The 12,644-nt window shown below is 64.0% G+C and carries 14 protein-coding genes; 9 read left to right on the plus strand and 5 right to left on the minus strand.

The window, feature by feature from the left end:
* Positions 1-36: 36 nt before the first annotated feature.
* Positions 37-1,212: a hypothetical protein gene (locus IEQ11_RS24520; RefSeq protein WP_191821501.1), complete on the minus strand. Its 1,176-nt coding sequence runs from the start codon at positions 1,210-1,212 to the stop codon at positions 37-39.
* Between the two features lie 291 nt (positions 1,213-1,503).
* On the opposite strand from IEQ11_RS24520, the gene IEQ11_RS24525 reads away from it, so the two are divergent.
* The 4 genes from IEQ11_RS24525 (at position 1,504) to IEQ11_RS24540 (ending at position 3,928) form a co-directional block, all read left to right on the plus strand.
* A complete protein-coding gene (locus tag IEQ11_RS24525) occupies positions 1,504-1,989 on the plus strand; it encodes an SRPBCC family protein (protein ID WP_191821502.1) in 486 nt (161 codons plus the stop codon).
* Positions 1,990-2,272: 283 nt separating this feature from the next.
* A complete protein-coding gene (locus tag IEQ11_RS24530; protein ID WP_228464517.1) occupies positions 2,273-2,968 on the plus strand; it encodes a DUF4166 domain-containing protein in 696 nt (231 codons plus the stop codon).
* Positions 2,969-3,234: 266 nt separating this feature from the next.
* Positions 3,235-3,645: a hypothetical protein gene (locus tag IEQ11_RS24535; RefSeq protein ID WP_191821503.1), complete on the plus strand. Its 411-nt coding sequence runs from the start codon at positions 3,235-3,237 to the stop codon at positions 3,643-3,645.
* A 115-nt stretch (positions 3,646-3,760) separates the two neighbouring features.
* Positions 3,761-3,928 (plus strand): hypothetical protein, encoded by a 168-nt coding sequence (locus IEQ11_RS24540; RefSeq protein ID WP_191821504.1) that lies wholly within the window; start codon positions 3,761-3,763, stop codon positions 3,926-3,928.
* Between the two features lie 150 nt (positions 3,929-4,078).
* Here IEQ11_RS24540 and IEQ11_RS24545 read toward each other — a convergent pair whose 3' ends face one another.
* Entirely contained in the window at positions 4,079-4,507 is a 429-nt protein-coding gene (locus IEQ11_RS24545; RefSeq protein WP_191821505.1) for a hypothetical protein, read from the minus strand.
* A 263-nt stretch (positions 4,508-4,770) separates the two neighbouring features.
* Here IEQ11_RS24545 and IEQ11_RS24550 point away from each other — a divergent pair, with 263 nt between their 5' ends.
* Together IEQ11_RS24550 and IEQ11_RS24555 are read left to right on the plus strand one after the other, a co-directional pair.
* On the plus strand, positions 4,771-5,988 hold the full coding sequence (locus tag IEQ11_RS24550) for a glycosyl-4,4'-diaponeurosporenoate acyltransferase CrtO family protein (protein WP_191821506.1): 1,218 nt from the start codon (positions 4,771-4,773) through the stop codon (positions 5,986-5,988).
* Positions 5,981-6,529: a low molecular weight protein tyrosine phosphatase family protein gene (locus tag IEQ11_RS24555; protein WP_228464519.1), complete on the plus strand. Its 549-nt coding sequence runs from the start codon at positions 5,981-5,983 to the stop codon at positions 6,527-6,529. Before IEQ11_RS24550 ends, IEQ11_RS24555 begins: the two co-directional genes overlap by 8 nt.
* Before the next feature lie 154 nt (positions 6,530-6,683).
* On the opposite strand, the gene IEQ11_RS24560 is transcribed toward IEQ11_RS24555, so the two are convergent.
* Both IEQ11_RS24560 and IEQ11_RS24565 read right to left on the minus strand, forming a co-directional pair.
* Positions 6,684-7,061 carry a DUF4844 domain-containing protein gene (locus IEQ11_RS24560; protein WP_191821507.1) on the minus strand — a complete coding sequence of 126 codons (378 nt, stop codon included), beginning with the start codon at positions 7,059-7,061 and terminating at the stop codon, positions 6,684-6,686.
* Positions 7,062-7,312: 251 nt separating this feature from the next.
* Positions 7,313-7,732 (minus strand): H-NS histone family protein, encoded by a 420-nt coding sequence (locus IEQ11_RS24565; protein ID WP_096417467.1) that lies wholly within the window; start codon positions 7,730-7,732, stop codon positions 7,313-7,315.
* Positions 7,733-8,008: 276 nt separating this feature from the next.
* Here IEQ11_RS24565 and IEQ11_RS24570 point away from each other — a divergent pair, with 276 nt between their 5' ends.
* The 3 genes from IEQ11_RS24570 to IEQ11_RS24580 all read left to right on the plus strand — a co-directional run bounded on the left by IEQ11_RS24570 (position 8,009) and on the right by IEQ11_RS24580 (position 12,384).
* The gene (locus IEQ11_RS24570; RefSeq protein ID WP_191821508.1) at positions 8,009-8,656 is read left to right on the plus strand and encodes a DUF4189 domain-containing protein; all 648 of its coding nucleotides are present in this window, start codon (positions 8,009-8,011) and stop codon (positions 8,654-8,656) included.
* 599 nt (positions 8,657-9,255) lie between these two features.
* The gene (locus tag IEQ11_RS24575) at positions 9,256-10,812 is read left to right on the plus strand and encodes a hypothetical protein (protein WP_191821509.1); all 1,557 of its coding nucleotides are present in this window, start codon (positions 9,256-9,258) and stop codon (positions 10,810-10,812) included.
* 15 nt (positions 10,813-10,827) lie between these two features.
* The gene (locus tag IEQ11_RS24580; protein ID WP_191821510.1) at positions 10,828-12,384 is read left to right on the plus strand and encodes a gluzincin family metallopeptidase; all 1,557 of its coding nucleotides are present in this window, start codon (positions 10,828-10,830) and stop codon (positions 12,382-12,384) included.
* Here the strand turns inward: IEQ11_RS24580 and IEQ11_RS24585 are convergent.
* Complete coding sequence (locus tag IEQ11_RS24585) at positions 12,379-12,594, minus strand: hypothetical protein (RefSeq protein WP_096417479.1); 216 nt, start codon at positions 12,592-12,594, stop codon at positions 12,379-12,381. The two genes, IEQ11_RS24580 and IEQ11_RS24585, sit on opposite strands and share 6 nt — an antisense overlap.
* Positions 12,595-12,644: the final 50 nt, after the last annotated feature.

Genomic DNA, 12,644 nt, shown 5'->3' on the forward strand with positions numbered 1-12,644 from the left:
TGGTGATGCAGGATTCATGGCGCTCTCCGGCTGCATTCAATGGCGCACGTAACGGACGTCGGAACGCGCCGAAACCAGCGCGCCGTCTTCGAGGATCAAGGGTATTTCAGCGAACGGGTCAGGCAGTACCGCAAAGCTGTCGGCCTGGACGAAGAACGTGCGGCCCTGGCTCGCGTCCACCGCGAGCGTTTCTGCGCCCACCTCGGCGGCCAGCGGATTCTCGCCGCGCATCTGCGCGGCGATGAGGTCGAGGTTGAAGACCAGTTGCTTCAGACGCGCGCCCGGGCGATCGGGCGCCATCGCCGATCCGCGGGTATCGGCCTCGCGGCGTTCGATGCGGCCATCGGAATAGACGAAATCGATCAGCAGTCCCTGCAAGCGATAGTAATCGTCCGAATACTCGACGACGACCGCATAGCCGGGCCGATCGGCCGACGGCGGCGGTTCGGACAGACAGTGTTCGCGATCGAATACCGGTTCGCGCACGTCGGGCATGGGTCGGCCGGCGACGGCATGCAGATAGCCGGTCTCGCGCAAGCGCTGCAGGTACGCAAGCACCAGGCGCTCGGCCGTCTGGGCATCGATCGTGGCCGATGCTGCGCGCGCCGCATCGTCAGGCGCTTGCGCACGCGCGGCCTGCGACTTCATCGCGGCGGCGATCGCGGATTCGACCTCGGCGCGGGATTGCTCGGTCGCAGCGAGCGCCGCGGGCAAAGCCGCCACGGCGGCGGGCTTGCGTTCGGGCTGGTTGTCCGCCTCGACCAGGGCCGGCGCGCCGAGATTCGCCAAATGGGCGTCGGAGATTCCTCGCTCGTAGGTCTCCACGAAAGGACATGCGCTACGGATCAGGGCGGTGCGATGCTCGTGCTCGGACGCCTTCAACGCGTCTTGCGCGCCCGGCAACCAGGGCATGACCTGGGTCAGGACGAACGCGGGCTTGCGCAGGTCGCGCGCTTGTTGGGTCAGTAGCACACCCTGGTCGCTGATGGTCCAGGCGCCGTGGATCGCGCGGATCCTTTCGCGATTCAAACCGACATCGACGCTGAGCTCATACCGCCCGTCCTGCCGCAACAGCAGCTGCGACTCGCCGCCTGCCTCGCTCTCCTGCACATAGCGGCCCGCCAGCGACGCCCGCCCGCGCTCTTGAATCGGCTCGATCGCCCGCGAACCGGCGGGAAGCAGCGCCAGTGCGATCATCAGCGCGGTGAACATGCAGCGCATGCGTGACTCCTTTCGTCGCATGAAGGTATCGCCTCGCGCGAACGCCCGGCGTTTTTCTTGAGCGCATCCTAGCTGATCAAGACGCAGCGCTTCCATCCGGATGACATCTCTCAGCCGAGGCCGCTTCGCGGCCAGGCCTGGATGAAGGATTCTGCGTCAGCTCCGCTTGAACATCGTGCAGCTAGTGCGACCACTGTTCTCCGCGCCAATGCCGTTGTCAGGCGAAGCCGATCACGCAGGGAATCGGCCCGCCAATTGCGCGATTTTCGGATACGATCGGTCATGGATTTCGAGCCGAACACCGTCTTCCCGGATCGGGTGACCAAGCGCATAGAGATCGCGGCACCGCCGACGGTAGTGTGGCGCGCATTGACCGATCCCGCTCATGCCGTGCGCTGGATGTCCAACGAGCCACTGGAGCTGGACACGACCTGGATCGTCGGCGACCCGATCGTGTTACGCGGCGTTTTGCATGGCCGCCTGCGCTTCAGCAACAGCGGCCGGATTCAAGCGTTCCAGCCCGAGAGAGTGCTCGAATACACGCACTGGAGTTCCCTGTCGCGACGCGTACTGCCCGATGTCCCCGAAAATCACGTCGTCATCCGCCTGGAGTTGCAGGAGACGGCCGTGGGCACGGCTGTCGAGCTTACCTTGCGCCAACTCGCCAGCTATGCGGTGTATGGGCATATCAATTACTACTGGGAAATTGCGCTGGCTGCGCTGAAGCGACAGTGCGAATCCGGACCGGTGGAGCCGCAGGCTTCTTAGCGCCTTGCGCCACAAGATTCCAGATAAAGATAGGCGCCGACCACTGTGTTGACCTCTAAAGATCACTCTTTAGAGAATCGGCGTTGGCGCAACCGCCGAAAAGATGGGCAAGACACTCTGGATTTACCGGCCACAGGCACTGATCCGACTCGCGCCCCCATCATGAAACGTCGCCCCTTCGTCGACAAATCACATCGGGAATCGAACCTCACTTTCGTACGATGAAAACCATTTCGGCTAGGGTATGCGCGGGAGATCTTGCATCATTCAATGGAGCGTTCAGTTGGCCGATCCCAGCAAAGAAACATCCCGGCTTCCGACGGCTGAGATGCAGCCGTTGGATGGCAGCGCGCGCAGGCCTGTTTTTCAGGAGGTGCTCGGCGAGGACTGGCACCGCCTCGGCGAAATCATCAGGCGCCACTACTTCCTGCGCGGTTTCAGCGACGACTATGTCTGCGTAAAGGGCACCATGCACGAGGTCTGGCACAGTGCCGTGGCGAAACTCCTGATCCCGTTCGCCCGGATATTCGGTGCGTTGGTGCCCTATCGCGGCGCGAATGTACCGATCGAGGTTCACTACTATGCCCGGCCCGACGACGGCACCATTCATTGGGACCGTGTGTTCCACTTCGATGGGCGCCCGCCTTTCCATTTCCTCTCGCGTATGGAGCACGCCGGCGGAAACCGCGTGATCGAGTTCATACGCTTCGGAGTGGGAATGCGGTTGAAGGTGAGCGCGGAGGACGGCGCGCTCGTGTTCCGCGATGAGGGCTATATCTGGCGGATCTTCGGCATCGATGTGCCTTTGCCGATCGCGCTCTTGCTCGGTCGCGCCTATGTCGAGGAACGTCCGGTGGATGATGAGCGCTTCGGCATGCGCATGACATTGACCCATCCCTTATTCGGTCAGTTGTTTCGTTACAGCGGCAGCTTTACGATCGGCGACGAAAGTTCCGCCAAAGTCTCAAAGGGAAGTTAGTCTCAGGCAGACGACAGGCGCGCCTTTTCGGGGCGATAGTTGTTTCACGTTGGGTATAGGCGTACGAGACACACTGATACGGACTCCGCCAAGTACGACGTTATGTTCAACACCGTCGAAAGAGCTCACCGATCCGATCTTTATCGCCTGGCTCGACAGGCCCAACCTGCGTCGAAGCTTACCGAAGCGCTGAAGGGCGGCAGGAGCAAAATCACGACACGCCCAAGCCGCGTCGCGGCCCGGTTCAACTCATGCAATAGGCCACTATGGAAGATTTTTTGGCAAAGGAATTGAAAGCTCGCCACGCCATTCTTTCCGGGATGCCTGGCGATGTATCCATAACCATCTTGATGCGTCCGTTTCTGCGGCATCAAGAGATCGTGGACACATCCATTCGCCTCGATGCAATCGACCTGCCGTCGAACAGGCTCGGCGACCTGGCCGGGAAATCGTTTGAATTCCCAACCAACCCCGACGAAGGCTACATCGACGGGTCAATCTATCTGGACAATGCGCATCATCCCGTAGACGTAAGCTCGCTCAATTTCAGCAAGTCTCGTGATGGACTATTGACGCTTGTCGTCAAGGGCGTCTACGTATTCGATCTTGGAGGACTTGATAGCCCGGGCAACACACCATTTATCTTGGCCGCGACGGTGAGCTCATGCGCGGTCTAGCGATCGATTCATGCCGAAACCGCTTCGCGGCTCGAACCGGCTCGGATGGTGGACGCCAATCGAGTTTTGATTGGCCGTATTTCATGGGCACCTGCAGATACCGGAACCAGGCCACATGACCAACCTCACTCACGCGCAGGCTCCCGAAAAACTTGCCGCCAGGACACTGGTGCAGAATCTGGACGAAGACATCGCGCGACAGCTCGCCACCACGCTCGCGTATGCCAGGCACGATCGCGCGATCGCCGCCGATATTGAATGTTCGGCTCCTGAAACGCTATAGCCATCGAAATACCAAGCCGAGCCGCTACGCGGCCCGGCTCGACGCTCAGATGTTCGACTTCACCCAAGCGCTCTTCGCTGTGATCGCGCTGCAAGCGATACCCTCGCAACGCGGGGCTCGCTTGCAGCGTGTCGATGCGTCGGCGACCAATCAGTTGTATCCGTCGTTATAGAACGCGGTGGCCTGCGCGTTCCTGGTCGCGCCGGTGTCCAGATCGGTAATTGTCACGCGCAGCGTGGCTTCGCCGTCGTTGCGGGTTTCGGTGCTGATCGACTTCCGGCACGTGCTTTGATCGCCGCAGCCGGCCGGTACCGAGTTGGTTTCCACATCGAGCCAGGCATAGGAATAGTTACCCGCGCCCAGGCCGGCGACCTGGAAGTACGCGCCGGTTGGATTCAGCGCCCTGCCCGGCTTCCACGTTGAGAAGCAGGTGAAGGCTTCGGGAACGTCCAGCGCGAAAGTATCGACATAACAGGTAAGCACCGCATTGCTCATATCGCCCGCACGCGCCGGCTGACCGGGCGCCAGTGCCAGCGCCGAAATCATCGCGCCCAAGGCCCACATCTTGTTGGCTTTCATACTCACCCTCCGTTGGTCTGAATGACGCGTGCCGTAATGGCTCGCGCGAGTCTGGAAGCGGCTGTTCTGAGCGGCTTCCTGCGCGAGTCTAGAAGGCCCCGCGCCTTGCGGGCGCGCCGACATGAGCGCGCTCGCCGGACTGTGATGCAACATACATTTTCGCTGGCACGCCGTAGCGCTCCCGACACTTCGGTGCGATGCAGCACGTTCGGAAGCCGGTGGCTGCGCAGGCTTTGAACGCCTTCGATCGCTCGCCATGGCGAATGAGCTCCAAGCCAAAGCTGTCTGGCGACAACGAGGGCAAATCAGCTTTTCAGCGGTTTGATCCTGCAGCGCTCGGCATAGCGGATAAAGTACTCAAGCCGAAGCCGCTCTCGGGCCGGCTTAACTCAGGCGCAGGCGATGCACGCAGGGAGCCGACGTACATGTTCTGGCGCGATCTGACCAAGCTGGTCGTTGTTGCGATCTTCTTCGCCGCCTGCCTTTACATGCTGGCGGACGTCATCGGCTTCAGCTCGCCCTGGCTTGGTTTGCTGATGATGTTCAATTTGATGGGCTTGGCGAAAGTGGCGGAACCGCTGTTCGTTCTGCGCATGCCTCGCGCGCTGCGGACTGTCGGTCCATGGGCACTCGATGGCCGGCTGTATCGCTGGCTGGGCGTGCGCGGTTTCGGCGATCTTCTGCGCAGCACGCCACTTCGATATCTCAACCACTCGGTGTATCGTTCGGGCGGCAGGCGAAGTCTCGCGGAACTGAAGCGTCAAGCAGAGTCCGCTGAAGCAACCCACTTCTGGGCCGTGGTGCTGTTCACTCCATACATCGCCTATGTCTGGTCGCGCGGGCTCGTCGTGGAGTCGGTCGTCCTCACTATCGTGCAGATCGTGTTCAACGTGTACCCGATCTTGCACTTGCGCATCGTTCGGGCCCGGCTTGGCGGGATTGAACGAGTTAACGGCTTACGGAAAGCAGCTCAGGGGACATGGGAGATGGCGCCGACCCACCATTCATTAAAGCCGAAGCCGCATCGCGGTCCGAGTCGACCAAGGCGACAGGCGATGACTCGTCGGGTGGCGCTACTGGCTGCTGGCTTTCTGGCAGCGCCGCTGGTGCCAGTGCTGGTATTGGCCGCGGCAAGTCCAGGTCTCGGTGTCAAACCCGGCGATCTCGCATCTTTGCTTCCAGTCGCTGCATTTCTTTATCTCCCCGCGCTGCTGCTCACCAGTGCGCTCGCCATACCGGTCTTCATTGTTCTTTGGCGTGTGAACCTTATCCGATGGTGGTCCGCCGCGATCTCCGGCTTCGCAAGCGGCGTGTTGCTCTCCTTGTTCTTCACCGACTTTCGATGGATGAAGGACGGACGGCTTATGGCCGATCTGCCCGGATTGGTTGCCTGGGGCCTATGCGCCGCCGCCAGCGGTCTGATCATCTGGCTCTCTTGGAAAGTAGGCACCATGCGTCGTCCCGGCATGCACGATGCGTGAGCTGGTCATACTGAATGCCGCTGCGCGGTTCAGCTTATTGCTTCAGGCATCAGACCAGATGAAAGACGATCACATTCAAACGAAAGACAAGCGCGAGAAGAACTGGAAACTGCTCTATGTTCGCTCGGCGAAGCTTGCGCGCGCCAAGCAACTTGGCGTCGATTACCCGAACGCATCGAGCAAACGGCAGGACGAGATCGACGACAACGAACCTCTCCATGTTCTTTTCATCTGCAGCCGGAACCAGTGGAGAAGCCCGACGGCCGAGGCCGTATGGCGCAATCATCCGGACATGCGGGTAAGGTCCGCCGGCACCAGCCCCAATGCGCGCAGACACGTATCCGTCGACGATATACGGTGGTCTGACTCGATCTTTGTCATGGAGAACAAGCATCGGTCCAGGCTGTTGGCCGAGTTCGGGCGCGTCATCGCCAACAAGCCACTGCATGTCCTCGATATCCCGGACGAGTATCAGTACATGGACCCGGAACTGGTTGACCTGATTAAGGCCTCTGTTGGTTCCATCCTGGGGCTTCCGTAGGCCACCCGCGGGACCTGCAACTCATTCAAGCCGGAGCCGTTTCGCAACCAGCAAGGACCGCCAAGGCCGGCGCCTTCGCTTGTAGCGAGCGAGGCTTTGATCAGCGCCTCATGTCTTGCGCGTTCGCGCCTGCACGCGGATGCGACTGCGTCGACTACGGATCAAAACCGTACAGCCATCGATTGAGCATCCCTTCGGAGCTTTCGATCCCCAGGCAGTCCATGGCCATCTCGAAGCATTCGGCGACCCGTTCGGCATCTTCGGTATCCAGCTCGACGCGTACGAAGCCGGCCAGGTGTCGGTCAATCAGATCCAGGCATATGCGCGGTGTCGCGCCATCCCGCGCGGCATCGCGCAAGGCGGCCAGCGCCCGGTCGAAGCGGGCATTCATGGCGAGACGTTCGCGCGGGTCCTGGACGCCGGTGTAAATCGTCGCCGGATCGCCGGCGAAATGATCCTGGCCCATCAGGCGCGACAAGCATTCGGCGGCGGCTTGATGCGGCATCGCGGTTCCTTCCTGCGTGAGTTCCATCGAGAACGGGGTTCACGGCGGCCTTTGTAACGGCTGTCGCCAGATTGCCGACCAGCGTGAGCGATGTGTTCAAGCCGACGCCGCTGCGCGACTTGGTTTGTTTCAGGCGTCTGCGAAGACGCGATTACCCGCTAGCGGCCAACAACGGCGATGAATCGTCACTACGCACAGTCGCGCCGGACCGACTACCCGCCGAAGCATGAGCGGCCGCACGCAGCTCGCGCAGCCTTTCAGGCATCAAGGATTCCGCGTCAGCTCTGCTTGAAGACGGTTTTCTTGCCGATGGAACTGCTCTTGCGCGCGGTGGGTTTCGCCAGGCCGGGAATCAGGAAGTCGGCGACGCTGCGGCCATGCTTGGTCTTCTGGGCCAGCCACACGGGCATCCGCCCGCGACCCGACCAGGTGTTGCGCTTGTTGTCCGGGTCGCGGTATTTGGCGGCCACCTTGCTCGGCTTCCGTCGCGACGTCCGCTTCTTGCCGACGCTCTCGACCGGCGGTCGATCGCCATAGAGTTCCTCGATCGTGTAGCCGCACTGGGCGGCGAGCGCGATCGCTTTCCGGCGGACCAGGGCGATGGGGCGACGGCTGGAGATCAACTGTCTCCGCTTCTCCGCGGCGGCCAGCAGGGACGTCAGCTCGCTCAGGCTGAGCTTTTCAATATCGATGTTCATGCCGCCAAGGGTCCAGCCATATCCATCGGCCTGTCAAGCAACAACGCCCATGCCCTCGATGCCGGGAAACACGGAGCCGGTAAATACGGGGCGGAATGTATTTTCCAAAGTCATCGCCAAGCCACCGGCGAGGCGAGGCGCCAGCCGACTCAGGCCAGCCTGCGCCGTGTGTTTAGGCTTGCCGTCAGGGGCGGACTCGCCCGCTCCTCGCGGCTTCGCCCCATCGAGCCCGCCAGATGCCGGAGCCGATCTGCCAGAATGAAACCAGGACGGGCGATGAGATTTGATAATCCCATGGGCAGCACACGGACCAGCTGGGCACTGGCGAGCATTGCGATGCTGATCGGCATGCATTGGGGAAACATCGCGAGGGCGCAATGCCCGGCGGGCATTCCCAACAACCCCGGCTGTATCCCGCCCAATGCCTGGCCGCAGAACCAGCCCAGGCCGGCGGAGCCAGCCGCCCCATCGCAGCCGCGGGCGCCTCGCGATTTTGTGCTCAAGGCCTATGGCGCTTTCGCCTATGCACCCCAAACCGGTGCGATTGGCCACAGCAACGACCCGCGTTGGCAGCGTCCGTCGCAGCCAGACGGGCTCGCGACGGTCGAGCACATAAGCAAGCGTAGCGCCGAACGCGCCGCGCTGGATCGATGCGCGGAAAACGGTGGCGGCAAGAGCTGCAAGATCATCGCTAATTATCAAAATGAGTGCGCGGCATTCATGATCGGAACCGGTACGCCTGGCGCCGCCTCGACAACCGCCTCCGCGGGCGCTGGCGAACTCTCCGGCGGACGCGTCCATGTCGGCCGTGGCGCAAGCAAGATCGACGCGCAGCGCGCGAGCCAGGCGCTGTGCTCGGCGCAGTCGGCGCAATGCGCGCCGGCCTGGGCAGACTGCGCCAAGGATTTCAGCACCAAGGATTAGTGTGGTGCATCGTCCGACGTTCGCTATCGGATCGCTCAGCGGAACCTGGACGAATCGATGGAAACGTCGCGCTGGCGCTGCACTGGGCGGACGCCGCGCCGTTCATCAAGCAACTCAGGCAGTGCGCGAAGTAACGCGGCGGCATACGACGATGTCGGCGCACGCCGACATGCCGCGCCGGCTCGCGGTAACGCGGACATGACGTCAGCCACGCCGGGGCCGACCGGATGACATCACGGCGTTGAGTCGCATCGCCCGCAGCGCGGGCTGAGCTCCACTTCGATGCGCTCGATGCATTGCCGTCGCCATGGCCGTAGCGCGCCAACACCGCGCGCACCGGCAATGTCGCCTGGCTTCGAAGAAGGCCGGCCCGCGAGCCGCCAAGCAACGGGAAGCGCCCATCTCGCAGGTTATGCAGCGGCTTAGATAGCAAACGGGAACGAGTGTCCGCTTGCGGCCAGCGGCGAACGCAGCCGCGGGTATCCGCGGCAGCCGGTGCCCCATTCATATGCGGCGTGAGTTCCTGCAACCCAGTTGTCCCCTTTTCCCAGGCCCCCGCGTTGTTCGGAGCAGGAGATCACGGAAGGTAGGGACGTCGCATGAACCTTCGTAGCGCAGGGACCCTCGTTTTCGCGGTGGCCGCGCCCTTGGCCATCGCCACGTGTTCCAGCAATTCGCCGCAGCATCCGAACGTGGCGGAAACCGCTGCGCCGGCCGAACGGTCGGCCGACGCACCGGCTGAAGCGGCGGCCTTCGCCGGCGTGCTGCCCAGCGTGACCGGCTGCGCCACCGGCGCGCGTTGCCTGCGGGTGACGCAACAGGGCAAGCCCAGCGCGCAGGGCACGTTCATGGCCCAATGCCGCGGGCGCTTCGCCGATTTCATCGTGCCGCGCGCGACCTTGCCGAGCGGCTATGCCGGGCCGTGGTTCATGCCGGCCCAGCTCGAAAACGCGGCCACCGGCGTGCCGACCACCACGCGACCGTGGACGGCGGCCAGTGTCGATCCGCGCCAGGAAGCAAAGCGGTTGGCCTACGCCCTCACCTTGCGCAATTACGCCTTCGCCAGCGCGCCGGTGCGCGCGCTCACGCCGACGTTGACGAACGATGCCGACTACTTCGACAACGCCGGTCGCGCGATCGTGCCCGCGTTGCGCGGTCAGGCCTGGTATCCGGCGCCGCGCATGTTCTATGGCAACACCAGCGCGCCGGGCACGCGCGAAGCGGCCTACGGCATGACCCGCGAGCGGCGCGTGCCCGCCGGCGAACTCGCCGGCAATCTCAACGGCTTCGCCAATTACGCCGTGGCCTATTACGACGCGCGCGGCGGCCGAGTGTTTCAACAGTTGTGGAATACCAGCGTGGCCGGCGTCGATACGCCGCGTCGCGACCGCATGCAGTTCACGCAGGGCAGTTTCGTCTACAAGCTGTTGTTCAGCGCGGCCAAACCGAGCGATTTCCTCAGTGGACAGGACCCGCTGACCGGCTCACTGGAAGTCGATGTGATGCCCAACAGCAGCGGCGCCGCGGCCGGCACCGCGTTGCCGGTGCGGCTGCTGCAGATCGACATCGCGGTGAAGGACGCGCGCGCCGGCGTCACCGGCTGGTACTTCCTCACCTACGTGTACGACAAGAGCTTGCCCGGCACCTCGCCGTGGCGAAAGATGGCGCCGCTGGGGCTGACCTGGGGCAACGATCCCGACGGCACCACGGTCACCCATTCGTGGATCAATCCGGCCGCGCCCGCGTACGCCCGCGCGCATGTCACGTTCAAGCATCCCGAGCCGCGCTTGAACGGCCCGGTGGACAACCCGGACTCGGCCTGCATGAGCTGCCACACCACGGCGCAGTCGCCGTCGGTGGCGGACATGTTGCCCGAAGGCAGCTGCAACACCTTGCGCGCGAAGTGGTATCGCAATCTGCCCGGCAGCGAAGCCTTCGGTCAGTTCGATCCGGCGCTGCCGGCCTGCGAAACCGCGCCGCCTTCGATCGATATCACCGCCGCCGATTACTCGCTGCAGATGGCGTCCACCGTCTCGCGCGCGCTCACCGGCGCGCGCACCTTCAACCCCTGCACCTGGGATGAGGCCAATCCGCCGCCGCTGTCGGCGCTGGCGGAACTGCGGCCGAATGCGAGGGTGTTCGAAGCCACCCGCTAGGGTCGGAGCCCTGTCATGACCATCAACTACATTCCCAACGATCCGCGCGCCGCGGGCTTCTCGATCATGCGTGGGCAAACGCCACGGCCGTCGCGTTCGACCGCGCGCGCGCACTTCGACATGCCGCCGTCGCCGCCGCAGGCGCGCTACGCCCGCGGCACGCCGCAATTCCTGCACTGGCAGGCGCGTGAAGCGGCGCTCGCCGCGCTGGAGATGTTCGAGACCGTGCGCGGCGCGCCGCTGATGCGCTGGGCGCGCGCGGTGCCGGTCAAACGCCTGCGGCTGGATCCGGATGCCGGCGAGGACCTCAACGCGTACTACACCGGCCGCGCGGTGCAGTTCTTCCACTATCCGATCGGCGACACCGTCGTCCAGTCCGGCATCAGCACCGACGTGGTCGCGCATGAAATCGGACACGCCTTGCTCGATGCGCTGTGGCCGGAACTGTGGGGCGCCGAGTTCCTCGAAGCCGGCGCCTTCCACGAGGCCTTCGGCGATTGCGTCGCCATCCTGACCGCGCTCAACGACCGCGCCTTGCGCCGCGAGCTGGTCGCCAGCGCCAAGGTCAACAAGACCAATGTGCTGGAAACCACCGCCGAGGATCTGTCCTGGGCGATCAAGCAGCTCGAGCCCAACCACAACGCGTCGGTGCCGCGCCGCGCGCACAACAAGCTGCGCTGGACCTTGCCCTCGTCGTTGCCGGCCGACGGCCCGCCCGGCGCGCTGATCGCGGAGATCCACAGCTTCGGCCAGGTGTTCAGCGGATGTTTCTACGACCTGATCGGCCTGCTGTATGCCAATGCGCCGTCGAAGACCGAGGCGCAACTGTGGAAAGCCGCCGAAACCGCCGGCCGCCTGCTGTTCTCGGCGGCCGAAAACGCGCCGATGACCTTGCGCCTGTTCCAGTCGGTCGGCCGCGCGATGGCGCAACAGGATCAGGTGATGTTCGCTGGCGCGCACTATGAGCTGATCAGTCAGGCCTTCCGCATGCACAACATCCTGCTGGGCAGCTCGGCGATGATCGCGCCGCGGTCCGAACTCGCCGGCAAGGCCGCCGGCCGCGGCGCGGTGAAACTCAACGCCGCCGCGAACGAAGACGCGCGCCACCGGCTCGGCGCCGCCGCGGGCACGCGCCTGGGCAAGCGCGCGGTGAAGCTGGGCGGCATGGCGATGGCGGAACTCAGCCACCGCCGTGCGATCGACCTGTCGGGCATCGCCGGCTTCCTCAAGGGCGTGCGCGCGCACGGCCCGGAAGCGATCCTGGTCGGGGCCTTGCCCAGTCGCGTCGGCGTCGCCGCGGTGATGAGCGCGGTGCCCGATGCTTCCGCGACCGAACAGGAAGTGCGCGCCTTCGTCGCCGGCCTCGCCGCGCGCGGTCAGATCAGGCACAACGGCGCCGGCAACACCGTGCAACGCAGCGCGATCGCCCCGGCGGGGGTCGGTGCGCGCAAGACCAGGCCGACGGTCGGCTATCCGGTCACCCATCGCATCGCTCAACGCGGTGGCGTCAAGACGCTCGAACGCGCCTGCTTTGCCTGCGGCTGCCGCGTGCACCACGGCGAGACGTCATAACGCCGAAAAACGTTTGCGCTTGAGCGTGGGCTTGCCGCCGTTCTTGCTGGCGACGTGGGTCGCGCCCGGCGGCAACGGGCCTTGCCCTTCGTGCAACTGGCCGTGTCGGCGCAGGCTTTCGGCGTAGGTCGATGCTTCCGCATCGGCCTCAGGACCCGCAGGCGGTCGGCGGGCCTTGCGCGATTTTTCAGGCGGTTTGCGCGCGGTCATGGCGGTAGTTCCGAGTGGCGACCCGGCGATCAGCCTGGACCGGCGCGCGT

The sequence above is a fragment of the Lysobacter capsici genome, assembly GCF_014779555.2.
Classification (GTDB): domain Bacteria; phylum Pseudomonadota; class Gammaproteobacteria; order Xanthomonadales; family Xanthomonadaceae; genus Lysobacter; species Lysobacter capsici.